Below are 16,792 nucleotides of genomic sequence, written 5' to 3' on the forward strand. Positions count from 1 at the left end.
GTTCAACATTATTTTTTAGATACAAGAAAGACCTGATAGCCTGCTTTGAGTGCAACCTTTGGCGTTCTTACTTTCTTAGCGAAATAGCCCGAAATACCTTGCACTGCACTTTTACTTAGGTCAGAAGTAATTTGCTGTCCAGGAGTAGAACTCATACTGAAGCTCGAACCTGTGGCATTGCCCATATTGGCTACAATGTCCGTAACCGCATTTCTTTCAGGCGAATACGGAACATATAAACCTTGCTGTCCGTCCAAATCATAAATAGTAATATCTACCGGGATGATATTGCCCTCCAGTTCTACCGAAGTAACTTTTAATTGTAACCTGCCATTCTGAAATTTGGCATTAGCCGTTACAATTGTTCCTTTGGGGATGGTACGTTGCGGGGTTTTGGCAGGCTCTAACAGGCGTAAACGCACACCCGTTTCGCCAACTACCGTTTGGGCTTCGTGTACACAGGCTTTGATACTGTTTTTAGGCTGTACCGCCTGTTCAATTGAACCTGCGGTATAAAACCCACGGTTTTTTGTTTGGCTCCAATCGGCTGCAAAGGCACTGTCCGACGGTTCACGGTACAAGGCTGATACAATGTTCTTTCTTGTTGGTGTGAACGATACAAATTGCTCTTTTTGGTTAGCACCCGCTCCAGTAGTTGCATCATTGGCAGGAGCAGCGTTTCCGGTATTGGAATTTTGCGGAAGATACTTTGCAGCCATTTCATAGGATTTCTCCATTAGTTTGAGTTGGTCGTCAACCGTGGCCACAGGTGGCACATCTTTTTCCGACAACTTTGCTTTAAGTTCGTCCACTTGCTTACGCAGTTCCATTGTTTCAGAATTGTTGTCCTGATAGAATGAACCCAGTGTGCTTTGCATATTGCGGTAGCTGTTCAATGCAGGATTGCTGTTTCGTCCCGAATTTCTGCCACCACCGCCAAAGCCGTCGCTTTCCTCATCTTCAGGAAGCTGTTCATTGGTCGGCACGTCCTTGTCTTCTGTATTCCAGTAGTCGGAAAGTGTTGTAAGTGCATTGCGTTTTTCCTGCTCCTTGCGTTCGAGCATTTCCTGCTCATACGCCTTACTTTTATCATCGGGCATTCCTGCCCCGGTAGCCTGCGGCACGGCATCGTTCAGTCCGATATTTTCAACTGCCTTTTTATCTTTCGACGGTTTGAATATGAGGTACATACAGCCGAGAAATACCACGCCCATCAAAAGGAATATGAGTGGCTTTTTGAGCTTTTCCTTATTACCCTTTTTATTATCGGGCAGATTTGATGCTGCGTTATGGTCTTCTCCCTCAACGAGAAAGCTGACCCTTTTTTCATTTTCTTTCATAAATCTGATTTTTTAAAATTGTTGATACACTATCCTGCAACCTTGCAGGATTTTTACTTTTAAGGACAGGGTTTTCGATATGCTCTATGACCATACCGTTACCGGACTTTGAGGTATCGTACATCACTTTGCCAATGACCGCTACGGTAAGCAGCAGATAACCCACAAAGAAGTACAGCGTATATTTATGCTGTTTGAGCAAGGGCAACGCCCGCCAACGGTCGTCCAACTTGTCAAAGTACCTGTCCATATTTGCTCTTAATTTTTTCATAGCCTTACTATTTCTGTGTTATAGCTTGAAACGCTTAGGACTTTTACCCGCCTGTTGCTTCGGTGCATCGTTGACCAGTGCGACCGCTTCCGTTAATTTGGGTGCGGACATTACGGACAGGTTTGCCAGTTCCGATTTTTTGAGCAGTTGCCCAAAGCCGTCTTTCTTGGCTACTTCCATACGGCTCAATGAGAATTTGCCATTCAGGTACTTTACCCACATACTGCATTCTACACGCGGCTTGTCATCGCCCGACCATTGCAGGTAGCCTGTCAACAGTAAGTCCTGCTTAGGCAAACTGTCTGTACCTTTTTGGCAGCTTTCAAGGTATTCGCTGATGCTGTCTTTCAGCTTTCCGGCATACACCCCCTGCGTATGGAAATACCCGTTATATCCTTTGTCGGTAAGGATTTTTGCGAACGTGCTTAAATCTGATAATGCTTCCATAAGATTGTTTTTTTAGCGTTCGATAACCTCTATATCCTTATTTTCCACGACTGCAAATTTTTCAATATTGAAGCCCTGCGGATTATTGTCGGAGCGAACGGAGTTGACGAGATAGCAGGTAGTAATCAGGTTTCGCCTGGTTACGTTGCTTGACCGGATAATAAACTGCTTGGCATAGGTGCGAACTGCATACGGGTAGGTGTCGAAGTTGCACACGACACTATCCACCTCAATGCGTTGCTGCACGTTACCCGAAATGATACGGCTGTAATAGCCCTTTTCCGATAAGTCTTTATAATAGTCGAAAGCACTTTTGTCGGCAAGGTTAAACGCCCTGTTCATATTGCTTTCAATAGCATTCTTATCAGGTGCAAGCGTAAAAAAAAGCTCGTGAAAACGTCTGACGTGTTCCCTTGCTTCTACGGGACGGTTAATACTCGCATCCTGCGACAAGGCAAGCATCAGGGATTTGCCATTATCCAGTACATAGATTTTTTGGCGTTGTTCTTCTGCAAAGCGGTAGGAACGCCATACGGCGTATCCTACCACGCTGATGCAGAGAACCGCAAACACAATGGCATATAGTCTTATCTGCCTAAAGCTGTTTTCGATATTTCTTAGCGTTTTAAATTCCATTTTTTAGAATGTTAATGTTTATTTATTCATCAGTTTACCACCGATGTTTCCAACTGTTGAACCTGCGCCTGCTCCGGCGATGTTTCCGGCTTTCATTGCTGTGGAGTTTACATTGCGGGTAAAGTTTCCTGCGCCTCCGGCTTGGATTACCCAACCTGTTACTGTCGGGATAGTGAAGTACCCGATGATGCCGATTATCATAAAAATGATGTACACGGTATTGCTCGTATCAGGTATATAGGTGGGGTCGGCAAGCATTGCAATATCCCTTTCCAAAATGAGGGATTGTATTCTTGCCAACATTGAGCTGAACAAATCCGAAACGGGAAGCCACAGGTAAACGCTGACGTACCTCGTGAGCCATTGCGTGAGCGTGGACTGAAAGCCATCCCATACGGAAATAGCAAAGGCTATTGGTCCGAGTATGGAGAGGACTATCAGGAAAAACGTTCGTATGGTATCAATGACCAAAGCTGCCGCCTGAAAGAGTATTTCCAGTAGATTGCGAAACCAGTCCTTTATGGCTTTCTCTATCTTGTAGGCTTGCCTGTCCATATACATACCTGCCATTGTTCCAATGTCGGAGGGCGACCATCCCAGTTCGTCCAGTTTTTTATCAAACTCTTCGTCTGATACCATATAGGCGGTTTCGGGGTTCCTTACCATCGCCTCGTATTCCAACTGGTCTTTCTGCTGTTGCAGCTTGTTAAGGTCAAGTACCTGGTCTTCGAGTATTTGGTGGGTTCCAGTTACGACCGGGCTAAGTACAGCATTAATGGTTCCCAATACGATGGTCGGGAAGAACATAATACAAAGCCCTAAAGCGAACGGGCGGAGTAAAGGGAACATATCAATAGGTTCGGCACGGCTTAAAGCCTGCCAAACCTTTAATGCCACATAGAACAATGCTCCCAATCCCGCCAAACCCTTAGCGACTGCCGCCATATCGCCTGCAAGCGGCATCATATCATCATAAAGCGACCGCAGGAGTTCGTGAAGATTATCCCATTCCATTTTTACCAGTATTTTTGGTTAGCAGTTCCGTAGAGTTCAAGCACTCTTTGGGCATCGTTTTTCTTTTTCGCTCTTAGGTAGCTTACAGAAATGTTTTTGTTGGTGTAGTAGCGTACAAGGCTGTGGTAATCCTTTACTTCTTTGTACACACGGTCAATCACATCCATACGCTCTTTGTCATTGAGCGAAAGGCTTGAAGAGGTTATGATCTGCTTCAGTTCTTTCAGCAGTTCGGTACTTTCATTGAGTAGTGCGGAATAACCATTACCAATGGCGACCAATTCCTGTGGTGTGAAATTTGGGTCGTTCATCATCTTTCCGAAATTCTGAACGTACATTTCGGAAACATCGCCTACCAACAATACCGTTTGCTGCACCTTACGGGCATCTTTCACCAAGTTGTTGATAGCTTTTAGCTTATCGTAATACTCCTTGCCCTGCTCATACACTTTCTTCACTTCGTTAAAGTTTTTAACCACGTTGCTCACTGTGGAAGAAGTCTGTATGATTTCATTCGCAGAGTTGATAATGCCCGAAGCCAAATTAGCGGGGTCGGTTACAACCCATTGGGCTTTTGCTGACGGTGCTACGGCGAGCATCAGTGCCGTACACACCAGATACAATACTTTTTTCATTGTTTCTGAATTTTTAAATTGTTAATGACTATTGATTTGAATTGTCCCGCCTTTGCATTGCGATATGCTTAATGGCGAGTTCCACATTGCCGTCCAGTTCGGAAGCAAGCTGCATTACTTCCATTTTTTCGGTTTCTTCTGTCGTGTAGGCGAGGTATTCCTCCAAACTAACTTCGGTGGCATAGACTGCCGAGTGCGTACCACCTAAGCCAATCCAAACCTCTTTGTAAAGTCGGCTTGCATCGTTGTTCATATTGATGGAAAGTACCTGCCCTTTCTCTTTGTCTGTAAGCCCCAACATCGCCTGTATGTCATCAAACTTGTTCATATACTTGCGTTGGTCAAGCAGGATTTTGCAGTCGGAGTTGTTGATGATACTTTCCTTGACAATGGGCGACTGGATAATATCATCGACCTCTTGCGTTACGACAATCGCTTCTCCGAAAAATTTGCGGACGGTCTTAAACAAATACTTGATGTATTCCGCCATTCCCTCTTTGGCAATCGCTTTCCAAGCCTCCTCAATTAAGATGAGCTTGCGAATACCTTTCAATCGGCGCATCTTGTTGATGAACACCTCCATAATGATGATGGTCACAATGGGAAAGAGGATTTTGTGGTCTTTAATCGCATCAATTTCAAACACGATAAAGCGTTTGGAAAGCAGGTCTAACTGCTTGTTGGAGTTCAGCAGGTAATCATATTCGCCGCCCTTGTAATAGGGTTCGAGTACGTTCAGGAAATTGGCAATGTCAAAGTCCTTTTCCCTGACCTGCTTTTCTTCCAGTACCTTGCGGTAGTCGCCTTTTACATACTCATAGAAACCGTTAAATGACGGGTACACATCTTCCGTCTTGATACGCTCGATATAACCGCTTACCGCATTGGAAAGGGCAACTTCTTCAGAACGGGTTGGCGGCTCATCATCACGTTTCCATAAGGTCAGTATCAAAGTCTTGATACTTTCCCTTTTCTCAATGTCGAACACGCCATCATCGGTATAGAAAGGGTTAAAGGCAATCGGGTTATCTTCGGTATAAGTGAAGTAAACACCGTCTTCGCCTTTGGTCTTTCCTTTGATGAGTTCGCATAAGCCCTGATAAGAGTTACCCGTATCTACGAGCAGTACGTGTGCGCCCTGCTCGAAATACTGCCGTACCATATGGTTTGTGAAGAACGATTTACCCGAACCCGATGGACCAAGTATGAACTTGTTTCGGTTCGTGATGATGCCCCGCTTCATAGGCAGGTCGGAAATATCCAAATGGATAGGTTTTCCTGTAAGCCTGTCAGCCATCTTGATACCGAACGGCGAGGGTGAATTGTGGTAGTTGGTTTCTTCCGTGAAGAAGCACAGCGCAGGCTCAATGAACGTGTAAAAACTTTCTTCACTCGGAAAGTCGCCCCCATTGCCCGGCATACCAGCCCAATACAAGGTAGCCACGTCCGTTGTGTTGTGGCGTGGCTTACACTCCATCAGTGCCAATGCACTACCGCAATCATTCTTTAACTGTTTCAGTTCCGCAGGGTCTTCCGACCACGCCATAATATTGAAGTGCGCACGGATGGAAGACAGACCGAAGCTGTGGGCTTCGTTCAGGTACTTTTCTATCCACTCTTTGTTGATTTGGTTGGCACGGCTGTACCTTGCCAGTGAGTGCATATTCCGTGCGGACTTCTCAAACTTTTGCAGGTTGTCTTCGCTGTTGTCGATAAACAAATACTGATTGTAGATGTGGTTGCAGCTAAGTAACAATCCCACAGGTGCGGCGAATGACAGACGGCAGTCGCTCCGGTCGGTAGATAGTTTTTCAAAACGGGTATCTGCCGATACCGTTCCGGGCAGGTCGTCCGTATCTGAAAGGGTATGCAGGCTTAACCTTTTGTTGCCTATGCGTACCTCTTCGGTTCCGAGTGCGATATCCTGCATTGATGTTCCTGTTCCCCTCGATAACGTGAGGTACTGTTCCAGTAATCCCTGTGTATCTTCTGTGCCGATGATTTCATCTTCGGTCAGACGTTTTAGGGTTACGAAACCACTATCGTTCACGATACGCTCAAACTGGGCGACCGCTTCCATAAAGCGGTGTATCGTTTCCTTGTTTCTGATTTCCTTTGGTATTAGTGTGCCTTTGCAAAGCGAACTGAAGTTGCTTTGCATCCGCATTCTTTCCTTAGTGGTCTTTGTTAAGAACAGGTAACAATAATGGTTGAGGAACGGTCGCTCGTTGAAATGACGTTGATAGGATTTTGCCAAAAAACTTTGGTTGTCTTCTGTCAAATCGGGTGCATAGCTTTCTTTGATGTACCAATCCTGTTTGTGAATGACCGTAAAATCAGGCAAGGTTTTGATAGCCTTGTGCCAGGCGGAGTGAATGGCTTCGTATTCCGCAGAAGCTACCGTGAACAGTTCCGGCAAACGCACTTCAAAGCAGGCGGTAATGTCCGCATCTTTGGATAAGATGCAGTTGTTCTCTACTGCCAACAAAGGAAATTTATTTTCCAGTGTGGTGGTCTTTGCTACATTTCTCATACGGCATTCTGTTTAGGTGTGAATTTTAAATAGCGGTGTACAGGCTTGCGGCAGATGATGTAGCGGGGATGCCTTTTATTGGCTGCAATTTTCATCAGCCCGTGTTCGCCGTACTTTCTGTTCAGCGAAAAGGTCTGCCATATAATGAGCGAAGCACCGCCTGCTCCGAGGAACAGGCAGATGTAAGAGTTTACGCCTGCCATATACAGTATCATCACGAGGATAAGCGTACCGAGCAGCCCACCTGCGAAAATGAACAGGTATTGTGCTTTCAGCCCTTTAAATTCCACCGTCCTGCCAATGCCTTTGTTGATATTGTAATTCATAAGGCAAAGGATTAAAGGAAGAATGAACGCAGGATAGTAGCGGCAACAATCAAGAAGATACACGCACCAAACCACGAAGCTGCGGTCTTACTTGTGTCAGGGTCGCCGGAACTGAATTTATTGTACACCTTAACGCCACCGATTAGCCCAACGACCGCACCGATAGCGTAGATTAATTGGGTTGCGGGGTCGAAATAAGAAGTTACCATTTGGGTAGCCTCGTTGATACCGGCCGAGCCGTTTCCCTGTGCGAACGCACCAATTCCTGACAGCATAGCCACGGCTGCCAGCAAAACTTTTTTTCTCTGTTTTTCCATAATTGAAACACATTAATTTGTTACTGTTATCCCGCACTTTGCAGGCTTTCGGGACAAAGGTGTTATGGAAAGTGAGGCGGTCTAACAAAGTGGCAGTCAGAGGAAGTGTTTGGCTGTGAGTGGCTTTGTAATAAGCATTTGGACATAAAAAAACGCCAAACTTTTTACGGTCTGACGTTCGGTTATCGGTGCGCCGATTTACATTTTTCTACCTCTTAATTTATTTTTCTTCGGTTCGGCTGACTGTTGTTTTTCGGTAGCTTTTTGCAGGTTCTTTTCTTCTTTCAGGTTGCTTTTTATCAATCCAACAAGAAAGGTTTTTTCCCACGGTATTTGCTTCGCTTCAAACTGTAATTTCAAGCCCTGCTTGTCCAATCCGTGTGTCAGTTCAAACCCGTAATGCCTGTTCCATCCAATCCTGTCAAGCAGTCTTTCAGAGGGAAACTGCACAGCAATTAAATCTTGGGGAAGTTCTTTGATAGTTCGGTAATCCGGTTCCTGAAATTCGTGTGTCTTAGGATTGTAGGGAATGGTATAAGTTCTTTTATCTTCATCATAGTAGTTTGATATATCCGAGAACACAATACCTTTTGAAAGGAAATCATCTTTGGGTCGCAGCATATCCATGCGAATATCCACATAGAATGTATGCCCTGCAATAGCTATCGTTGGCAGCATTCCTTTATTAACACGCAAATCGTAGGCTTCTTGTTCAACAATATTATTTGTCGGCTTTACATCTGCCTTTTTCTGCTGAATATCCACTACCCAGTCAATGTAGCCTTTTGCATCATCTATGTTGTGCGGTATGGACTTTCTGCCCCCTGACAGCTTGCTATCATCCAGTCCAATAATAAACCCGTGATTAGGGAACTCATCTGAACGGTAAACAATGATGAGATTATTAATGTCTTTGCCAACAACATTGTTCTTGTGGCTTGCTATGGTATGTCCTTTATATTCCTCGAATATATAATCGGGGTCATCTTTCTTAATCATATCTATACTGTTTTTATCAGGCTGCTACGTCTTTAAAAGACAAAGGGGAGCAGTCTTTTCAGACAAACTCCCCAATGTCAAAATTCCCCAAATCATTTTTCCGCAAAGTGGAAGAATTGTCGTCCGTTTCAGTGGAGAGTGTGCTATCCAAAAGCTCGGCAATTTTTCGGGAAGCACCCTCAATGGAATTTTCCAGTAGGCTGAATAATTCGGTTCCCTGTAATTTCTGAACTATGGCTACCGCTGTTTCCTTTTGAGCCTGTTCCAAATTTTCTTTTTGGAGCAATGCCCCTACGGAGCTTAGTTCGTCGTAGGTAACCCCTTGGGCAAAACCGTTATCGCCACCGGATATTCCGTACCTGTTCCATTCTTCTTCCTCTTCTTCCAAATCAGGCATATTGCTGAAAACTTCGTCCAGTTCTTCCTGCGGAATTTGAATGCTGACGTTTTCGTTTTCGTCGTATTCAATGTCTAAATTATCAGGGTTTATCTCCGGTGCCGTTATTTGGCTTTCATTGGCAGTGTTTGGCAGGGAAAGGCTTCTTACTGGCTTGGGCTGCCCCATAATATCGGGCAGGTTCGGGTTAACTTTTTCCTGTGCGGGCTTTTGCTCCGACCTTTTATGAATGACAATCTTATCCTGCAAAAGCAGTACAATGACTATCAGCAGGCAAATCACAATTATTATTTCCATAATCAGGTACTTTAAAAAATGGGTTTAAACTTTTCGTTGAAATCATCGGTAATGGCTTTTTCAAACATTTCAAAATGATGTTCCAATATGTTATCGAGATAGGCGTACAGGGGTATGGCATCTTTCCCGATTACCTGTACAATACGGGATAGCCGTTCGTGGTATTCCTGCCGGATATAAATGCTTTTATCGCCCCGCTTTGTCATCGAATGGGTTTTCAAAAAGTGTTCGCCGTAGCTTCCGTCAAGGATTTTTTTGGTGCGGTTCCTTTCCCGTTGTGCGGGTTTGCTTTGTGATAATTCTTCCTGCTGCACCTCGTCTTTTACCGCTTCCTTTACCTGCTCTTCGGCAGGTTCAGGCGGTAACTGCAAACCATCCTTTTTTACACCGTCCACCATCAGGTTCATCATCATTTCCTCGTTAATGTCCGGCGTGACTTTTTTCTTATTGTCTTTTTCCATAGCACTACAATTGAATGATGTTTAAAAATTCGCTGATGAACAGGTCTAACTGGCAGGCTTTCATCAAACGCTCATCGGGAGGCATTACCGTAGAACGGAAAACCGTTTTGCTGTCCGCTTCGCTTTCCTTGCGAAAACGGGTGCTGTTCTTAATTTGGCTTTGCATCAGGCTTAACCCCAGTTGTTCAATAAGCTGATTGTACACCTCATATAAGGGTGTGCTTTCCCTGCCATCCACCTGGTTCCAAAACAGGTTAATGCTTTGTATGGAAGTTTCGCCCTTTTTCATAATCACGTCCTGTAAAAGCTGCGTGAAGATGAGCGTACTTTCCATTACCACACGGTCTGCCGTGATGGGCGTAAATATGTGGTGCATTCCCGCCAATGCTTTCAGTATGCCGGGCGTGTTCACGGTTCCGGGCAGGTCGAAGAACAGCACATCAGGCGGAACGGGAGAAGTGTTTACAAATTCGTGAGCCGCATCGAGTACGCTATCTGCTTTGTGCTGCATAATGGGATAGGCTTTTTTGTTGATGGTGGTAAACTGCTTATACGCCAGTTTTTTCAAAGCCTCATTTTCCATTACCATTGCCAAATCACGGGCTTTCATTTTCATTAAACTATGCTGCGGAAAATCCGCATCAAATACGGCTACGTTGTAGCCTAACCGATAGTGCATTGTACTTGCCACAAGCGTGGTAAATGTGCTTTTGCCAACACCGCCTTTTTGTGAAGAAAAAGCGACAAACAGAGGTTTCTTTTTTGTGTCCATATTTTTAAAATTTAAAGTTTTCAAATTCCCATTTTCAGGCTTGTGGGCGTTCCGGCAAGCCGTTCTGATTTCCTGCTTTCTTTCAGGATAGTTATCAGGGTTGCCTGCGGGAATTGCTGATTGCCTGCTTTCCTGCCGTACAGCAGCAATGCTTTCATTCAGGCATCTTATCAGGCGGGATTGCGTTCTTGCATTCGTTCCGTCCGTCAATCCATTCGTCAGGCAGACGGGATATACTGATAGCAGACTGTAACGCTTTCCATCATTCCTGCGTTCTTGCATTCCTGCATTCCTGCATTCCTGCAATCTTGCAGGCAGGATAACCTGCCGTCTTGAATGTGTGCCGTCTGCTCGTCCTGAAGCACGGGCTGTCTGCCTGCCTGCCAACATTCAGGGCAAAGAACTCATCAAATTCATTCGGTTGTATAGCGGTGGCAGTGTTTGGCGTTCAGAGGCAGCATTTGGCACTGTGCCACAGTGCAACGCTATCATAAACAGGGCTTTACTTTGTATTGTGATTTTTATTAACGGATTTATGCAAAAGTCTTTTGACAAATCGAGGGGTAACACGGGCGGCATCGAGCCGTTTTTCCCTGTTACATTCAATCCGTCCCGCAGGGCGGATTTTTGTGTTCACCAGAACACGGCAAGTTGTGTTTTGAGCATCTCGGAATGATTTCCGATGCTCAAAACAACTTGCCCTTTGCAGGGGGCAGAAAACACCTTCCGAAGTCAGGGTTTTGTATGGATTTTAAAATGGATTAGTGATGAACGATAACAACAAAAAGCAATTGAAAAAGACCGGACGCCGCCCCAAAGAAGACCCGGCGACCATCCGCTATACGATTTCCTTTAACGAGCAGGAACACGCCCGTTTTCTTGCCCTGTTTGATAAATCAGGTATGCAGGTAAAGGCGCACTTTATAACGTCTTGCATCTTTGACAAGACCATAAAGACCATTCAGATTGACAAGGGAACGGTTGATTTTTATATGCGGCTGACCTCTTTTCACAGCCAGTTCCGTTCCATAGGTGTGAACTATAACCAAATTGTAAAGCTGCTGTACAAGAATTTTTCCGAGAAAAAAGCCGCGGCATTCTTGTATAAACTGGAGAAACAGACGGCTGAAATGGCAATGCTGTGTCAGAAAATCATTCAGCTTACCGAAAAATTTGAAGCCAAATACCTGAAAAAATAACGGTAGAAATGATAGCAAAAATTGGAAGAAGCGCAAATATATACGGGGCATTGGCGTACAATCAGCTTAAAGTAGAGAATGAAAACGGGCAGATTTTGTTTGCCAATAAGATGATTGAAACGGCAAGCGGTCATTATTCCGTGGCACAATTAGCCCAATCTTTTGCGCCTTACCTGATAGCCAACCGAAATACCGAGAAACATACGCTGCATATTTCGCTCAATCCCGACCCGAATGATAAGGTAAGTGATGACAAGTTTAGGGAAATGGCAGAACAGTATATGCGGGAAATGGGCTACGGCGAACAGCCTTTTGTGGTGTTCAAACATACCGATATTGACCGCAGCCATATACACATTGTATCGGTTTGCGTGGACGAGCAGGGCAAAAAGATTTCGGATAAATTCGAGAAAATGCGGTCTATGAATGTATGCCGTGAATTGGAAAGACAACACGGGTTGATACCCGCAACGGATAAGGAGCGCAACCAAACGGATAAGATTTTCCGTCCGATAGGTTATCGGGCTGGCGATGTAAAAAGCCAAATTGCTTCCGTCGTTCGCCACTTGCCGAACTATTACCAATACCAAACTTTAGGCGAATACAATGCTTTGCTTTCCCTGTTCAATATTACCACCGAAAAGGTAGAGGGCGAATTGCAGGGAAAAATGCAGCAAGGCTTATTGTATATTCCGCTAAATGAAAAAGGCGAAAGAGCCGGGCATCCGTTCAAGGCTTCGCTGTTCGGAAAAAGCGCAGGGCTTCCGGCTTTGGAATTGCATTTTGCGAAATGCAAAACGGCTTTGAAAGACAGCCCAACCAAACAGACCCTAAAATCTGCCGTTACTATTGCCCTGAAAACCACGAGCGCTGAACAGGCTTTTAAGAAGCAATTAGCGGAACAGGGCATTAACGTTGTGGTTCGTAGAAATGACACAGGGCGTATTTACGGAATAACTTTTATTGACCACAATTCTAAAACGGTTTGGAATGGTTCAAGATTGGAAAAAGAACTTTCTGCCAATACCTTTAATGATTATTGGAACAATAACATCAAACCAGATATTAAAGAACCTGCCGTTTTAGAACCCAAACTGTCCACATCAAATGATGCGGATCTTCCTGCGGAAGAACCACACCATTTGTTTGACTTCTTAGCTATTGACAAACACGAAGACGGCTTGATTGAAGCATTGGGCGGCTTACTGTCCGAAACCCAGGGCGACGATTACGAAGAACAGGACTTTGCCAATAAGATGAAGAAGAAACGCAAACGTCAAAGAGGGCAGAAATAATATTTAGCCAAATACTGCCACACAACGCCACAGACTGCCACATTCTTATAGCCACTCCATAGAGCCTTTAAATTCACGCCCGAACATTAAACTTAAAATAATGCAGGGAGAAGACGATTTAAGAGGACTTGCCAAGATAATGGCTTTTATGCGGGCTGTCAGTATTCTTTTGGTGCTGATGCACCTTTATTGGTTCTGCTACGGTTTCTTTTTAGAACGTGGTTGGACGTTGGAAGTAATCAACAAGATATTAGTCAATTTCGACCGGACGGCGGGTTTGTTTTCACATACCCTTTACACCAAAGCATTCGCTTTGGTTTTACTGGCTTTAAGTTGCTTAGGAACAAAGGGCGTAAAAAATGAGAAAATAACCTGGTCTAAAATTTACGTGGCGTTGGGCGTTGGCTTTGTGCTGTTCTTTCTAAACACACCGTTGCTAAAGTTATTTCCGGCAACAGGCACATTCCTATATATCCTTACTATCTCATTAGGCTATATCGCTTTGCTGATGGCAGGTGTATGGATGAGCCGCTTGCTCCGCACTAATCTGATGGACGATGTTTTCAATAACGAGAACGAGAGCTTTCAACAGGAAACCAAGCTGATGGAAAACGAGTATTCCGTCAACCTGCCCACCAAATTTTACTACAAAGGCAAATGGAACAACGGTTGGATAAACATTGTAAATCCTTTCAGGGCATCAATCGTGTTGGGTACTCCGGGTTCAGGTAAATCTTATGCAATCGTAAATAACTACATCAAGCAGCAGATAGAGAAAGGCTTTAGTATGTACATTTACGATTTCAAGTTTGATGACCTTTCAACCATTGCCTACAATCATCTACTGAAGCACAGGGACAAGTACAAAGTTCAGCCGAAATTTTACGTGATAAATTTCGACGACCCACGCAAGAGCCACCGTTGCAATCCACTCAATCCCGATTTTATGACGGACATTTCTGATGCCTACGAAGCGGCTTACACCATAATGCTGAACCTCAACAGGTCGTGGATACAGAAGCAAGGGGATTTTTTCGTGGAAAGCCCAATCATTCTTTTAGCTGCCATTATTTGGTATCTGAAAATCTACGAAGATGGTAAGTATTGTACGTTCCCACACGCCATTGAATTACTGAACAAAAAGTATTCGGACGTATTCACGATTTTAACCTCGTACCCTGATTTGGAAAATTATTTATCGCCCTTTATGGATGCTTGGCAAGGTGGAGCGCAAGACCAATTACAGGGACAGATTGCATCGGCAAAAATTCCTTTGTCAAGAATGATTAGTCCACAGTTATATTGGGTAATGACTGGCGATGATTTTTCATTGGACATCAACAATCCTAAAGAACCAAAAATTTTGTGCGTGGGTAATAATCCCGACCGTCAAAATATCTACTCCGCAGCTTTGGGCTTGTACAATTCAAGGATTGTAAAGCTGATTAATAAAAAGGGACAGCTTAAAAGTTCCGTTATCATAGATGAGTTGCCTACGATTTATTTCAGGGGGCTGGATAATCTTATAGCAACGGCGAGAAGTAATAAGGTGGCGGTATGCCTAGGATTTCAGGATTTTTCGCAATTAACAAGGGATTACGGCGACAAAGAGAGTAAGGTAATACAAAATACAGTCGGTAATATATTCAGTGGTCAAGTGGTTGGCGAAACAGCAAAGAGCCTATCGGAACGCTTCGGTAAGGTATTGCAGAAACGCCAAAGTATGACGATTAACCGCAATGATAAATCAACTTCTATTTCCACACAGTTAGACAGCCTTATTCCAGCTTCCAAAATTTCAACGCTTACACAGGGTATGTTCGTGGGTTCTGTATCGGATAACTTTGATGAACGTATCGAGCAAAAGATATTTCACGCCGAAATTGTGGTGGATAATGAAAAGGTAGCAGCAGAAAGCAAAGCCTATCAGCAAATACCGCAAATCTTATCTTTTGTGAATGAGCAGAGCGAGGATAAGATGAAGCAGGAAATTGAAAGTAATTATAAACAAATAAAAGCAGACATCCTGAATATTGTTTCAAGTGAAATGGAGCGCATCAAGAATGACCCGAACTTACAGCATTTGGTACAGAAAGAATGATTATACTAAATATTTTTGTGATGTCTCTGTTAATATATTGTTAGAAGAATTGAAAGAAACGGCACCATTACATCAACATATAAAATACCAAATTTTAATACTTATATTTTAGCATTTGCTTAAATAAGAAAATTAGCTATATTTGCATTATGGATAATACTTCTTGCATAAGACAACAGGCTGACATTAAACAAATCAATCGCTGTAAAGAACGAGTTTCAGAACTCCACGGCTCGTTTGACTATTTGTCGAACGGACTTGAGTTGACGGGAAACAATGTAAGACTGAAAATTCTGTTTCTTCTTTTTGAAGAAAAACGACTTTGTGTTTGTGATTTAAGCGATATTCTTGGTATGACAATTTCAGCAATTTCTCAGCACTTGAGAAAACTCAAAGACCGAAAGCTTATTGAAACCGAAAGAGAAGCGCAAACCATTTTTTACTCGTTGACGAAAGAGTATGAAAAAATGTTGGAACCATTTTTTAAAATACTTGACGACAACAAAATTTTAGAAACAATATGAAAACGGACAACAAACTAATCGGGACTGGACTTTTGACAGCAATTGTAGCTTCATTGTGTTGCATTACACCTATTTTAGCTCTCATAGCAGGGACGAGCGGACTTGCTTCAAACTTTTCCTGGCTCGAACCTTTCCGACCATATTTTATCGGTTTAACAATTTTAGTAATTGGTTTTGCTTGGTATCAAAAGTTGAAACCGCAAAAGAAAATTGACTGTAAATGTGAAACAACTGAAAAAATAAATTTTATGCAAACAAAATCATTTTTAGGAATTATTACCCTTGTGGTGGCTTTACTTTTATCATTTCCAATTTACGCTCACATCTTTTTTCCAAAGCCCGAAAACAAAACAATTATTACCCAAAGTTCCAAAATTCAGAAAGTTGAGTTTACAATTAAAGGAATGACTTGTTCAGGTTGTGAACATCATATTAAAACAGAGGTTAGCAAACTAAAAGGAATTATCGAAGTTGTCGTTTCCTATGAGAAAGGCAACGCTATTGTCAAGTTTGATAATAAGCAAACCCGTATTGCTGAAATCGAAAAAGCTATCAATTCGACAGGTTATAAATCACTAGAAAGTAAAGTTATATCATAATGGAAATTAAATTACAATCAATAATAACTTGCCCAAAATGTGGGCACAAAAAAGAGGAAACAATGCCAGTTGATGCTTGTCAGTATTTTTATGAATGTGAAAATTGCAAAACAAGGTTAAAACCACTACAAGGCGACTGCTGTGTGTATTGTAGCTATGCCAGTGTTCCTTGTCCACCAATACAACAGGATAAAAAATGTTGCTAAATAGAACGCATTTTATAGAAATCACATAAAAAATCGGTAGGTTTTACTAATTATTTGTAAACACTTATAAAAATAACTTATGCTATCAACAGAAAAAACATTATCAGAGGTAATTGAAATATTAAGACTAAGAGGTTATACCGAAGATTTTAACCTATTGGAAGAAAATATCTCATACAAAATAGGAGGCGAAAAGGTCAATTTAAGTGACATAGTTATTGATAAAATTTATCGTTTTACAGGACTGAATGACTTGGAAGATGAAGCTATCTTGTATGCGATGAGAAACCAAAAAGACGGAGCAAAAGGGATTTTCGTAAATGGCTATGGCACGTACTCCGACAGTGTATCGAACAGCATCATAGAGCAAATAGCAGTTAACGAAGATGACAAGGATGATTGGACAATAGAAATTTGAATTAG

General features: G+C 43.0%; 20 protein-coding genes. 7 read left to right on the forward strand and 13 right to left on the reverse strand.

The genetic code is table 11. The annotated features are described in order from the left end of the window. Positions 1 to 8: 8 nt before the first annotated feature. The 13 genes from traM to B0E34_RS10355 form a co-directional block, all read right to left on the reverse strand. Positions 9 to 1,340 (reverse strand): conjugative transposon protein TraM, encoded by a 1,332-nt coding sequence (gene traM, locus B0E34_RS10295; protein WP_087709235.1) that lies wholly within the window; start codon positions 1,338 to 1,340, stop codon positions 9 to 11. Next, positions 1,327 to 1,611 carry a nitrogen regulatory IIA protein gene (locus B0E34_RS10300; protein WP_087709237.1) on the reverse strand — a complete coding sequence of 95 codons (285 nt, stop codon included), beginning with the start codon at positions 1,609 to 1,611 and terminating at the stop codon, positions 1,327 to 1,329. Before B0E34_RS10300 ends, traM begins: the two co-directional genes overlap by 14 nt. A gap of 18 nt (positions 1,612 to 1,629) precedes the next feature. Further along, complete coding sequence (locus tag B0E34_RS10305; protein ID WP_087709239.1) at positions 1,630 to 2,058, reverse strand: hypothetical protein; 429 nt, start codon at positions 2,056 to 2,058, stop codon at positions 1,630 to 1,632. 12 nt (positions 2,059 to 2,070) lie between these two features. Further along, positions 2,071 to 2,694, reverse strand: coding sequence for a conjugative transposon protein TraK (traK, locus tag B0E34_RS10310; RefSeq protein ID WP_087709250.1), 624 nt, complete (start codon positions 2,692 to 2,694; stop codon positions 2,071 to 2,073). A gap of 18 nt (positions 2,695 to 2,712) precedes the next feature. After that, positions 2,713 to 3,708, reverse strand: coding sequence for a conjugative transposon protein TraJ (gene traJ, locus B0E34_RS10315; protein WP_087709252.1), 996 nt, complete (start codon positions 3,706 to 3,708; stop codon positions 2,713 to 2,715). A gap of 2 nt (positions 3,709 to 3,710) precedes the next feature. Beyond that, the gene (locus tag B0E34_RS10320; protein WP_087709254.1) at positions 3,711 to 4,343 is read right to left on the reverse strand and encodes a DUF4141 domain-containing protein; all 633 of its coding nucleotides are present in this window, start codon (positions 4,341 to 4,343) and stop codon (positions 3,711 to 3,713) included. 28 nt (positions 4,344 to 4,371) lie between these two features. Beyond that, positions 4,372 to 6,876, reverse strand: a complete 2,505-nt coding sequence (locus B0E34_RS10325) for a TraG family conjugative transposon ATPase (protein ID WP_087709256.1) — start codon at positions 6,874 to 6,876, stop codon at positions 4,372 to 4,374. Next, a complete protein-coding gene (locus B0E34_RS10330; protein ID WP_084019010.1) occupies positions 6,873 to 7,202 on the reverse strand; it encodes a DUF4133 domain-containing protein in 330 nt (109 codons plus the stop codon). The genes B0E34_RS10325 and B0E34_RS10330 overlap by 4 nt, the downstream gene beginning before the upstream one ends. An 11-nt stretch (positions 7,203 to 7,213) precedes the next feature. Continuing rightward, the gene (locus tag B0E34_RS10335; RefSeq protein WP_002979435.1) at positions 7,214 to 7,519 is read right to left on the reverse strand and encodes a DUF4134 domain-containing protein; all 306 of its coding nucleotides are present in this window, start codon (positions 7,517 to 7,519) and stop codon (positions 7,214 to 7,216) included. Positions 7,520 to 7,717: 198 nt separating this feature from the next. Next, on the reverse strand, positions 7,718 to 8,518 hold the full coding sequence (locus tag B0E34_RS10340; RefSeq protein ID WP_087709258.1) for a hypothetical protein: 801 nt from the start codon (positions 8,516 to 8,518) through the stop codon (positions 7,718 to 7,720). 58 nt (positions 8,519 to 8,576) lie between these two features. Continuing rightward, positions 8,577 to 9,212 carry a conjugal transfer protein TraD gene (locus B0E34_RS10345; RefSeq protein WP_087709260.1) on the reverse strand — a complete coding sequence of 212 codons (636 nt, stop codon included), beginning with the start codon at positions 9,210 to 9,212 and terminating at the stop codon, positions 8,577 to 8,579. An 11-nt stretch (positions 9,213 to 9,223) separates the two neighbouring features. Beyond that, the gene (locus B0E34_RS10350; protein WP_087709261.1) at positions 9,224 to 9,673 is read right to left on the reverse strand and encodes a DUF3408 domain-containing protein; all 450 of its coding nucleotides are present in this window, start codon (positions 9,671 to 9,673) and stop codon (positions 9,224 to 9,226) included. A gap of 4 nt (positions 9,674 to 9,677) precedes the next feature. Then, a complete protein-coding gene (locus B0E34_RS10355) occupies positions 9,678 to 10,445 on the reverse strand; it encodes a ParA family protein (RefSeq protein WP_087709378.1) in 768 nt (255 codons plus the stop codon). Positions 10,446 to 11,212: 767 nt separating this feature from the next. Between B0E34_RS10355 and mobA the strand changes: the two genes are divergently transcribed. The 7 genes from mobA (at position 11,213) to B0E34_RS10390 (ending at position 16,787) form a co-directional block, all read left to right on the forward strand. Beyond that, positions 11,213 to 11,644: a conjugal transfer protein MobA gene (gene mobA, locus B0E34_RS10360; RefSeq protein ID WP_087709263.1), complete on the forward strand. Its 432-nt coding sequence runs from the start codon at positions 11,213 to 11,215 to the stop codon at positions 11,642 to 11,644. 8 nt (positions 11,645 to 11,652) lie between these two features. Further along, positions 11,653 to 12,939 (forward strand): conjugal transfer protein MobB, encoded by a 1,287-nt coding sequence (gene mobB, locus B0E34_RS10365; RefSeq protein ID WP_087709265.1) that lies wholly within the window; start codon positions 11,653 to 11,655, stop codon positions 12,937 to 12,939. A 100-nt stretch (positions 12,940 to 13,039) separates the two neighbouring features. Next, the gene (gene mobC / locus B0E34_RS10370; protein WP_084019004.1) at positions 13,040 to 15,040 is read left to right on the forward strand and encodes a conjugal transfer protein MobC; all 2,001 of its coding nucleotides are present in this window, start codon (positions 13,040 to 13,042) and stop codon (positions 15,038 to 15,040) included. A gap of 149 nt (positions 15,041 to 15,189) precedes the next feature. Then, positions 15,190 to 15,564 carry an ArsR/SmtB family transcription factor gene (locus tag B0E34_RS10375; protein WP_084019003.1) on the forward strand — a complete coding sequence of 125 codons (375 nt, stop codon included), beginning with the start codon at positions 15,190 to 15,192 and terminating at the stop codon, positions 15,562 to 15,564. Beyond that, positions 15,561 to 16,163 carry a mercuric transport protein MerTP gene (gene merTP, locus B0E34_RS10380; protein ID WP_084019002.1) on the forward strand — a complete coding sequence of 201 codons (603 nt, stop codon included), beginning with the start codon at positions 15,561 to 15,563 and terminating at the stop codon, positions 16,161 to 16,163. Before B0E34_RS10375 ends, merTP begins: the two co-directional genes overlap by 4 nt. Next, complete coding sequence (locus B0E34_RS21585; RefSeq protein WP_084019001.1) at positions 16,163 to 16,369, forward strand: GDCCVxC domain-containing (seleno)protein; 207 nt, start codon at positions 16,163 to 16,165, stop codon at positions 16,367 to 16,369. Before merTP ends, B0E34_RS21585 begins: the two co-directional genes overlap by 1 nt. 79 nt (positions 16,370 to 16,448) lie before the next feature. Further along, entirely contained in the window at positions 16,449 to 16,787 is a 339-nt protein-coding gene (locus tag B0E34_RS10390) for a hypothetical protein (protein ID WP_072885930.1), read from the forward strand. Positions 16,788 to 16,792: the final 5 nt, after the last annotated feature.

The sequence above is a fragment of the Chryseobacterium mucoviscidosis genome, from assembly GCF_002177115.1.
In the GTDB taxonomy this organism is placed as follows: domain Bacteria; phylum Bacteroidota; class Bacteroidia; order Flavobacteriales; family Weeksellaceae; genus Chryseobacterium; species Chryseobacterium mucoviscidosis.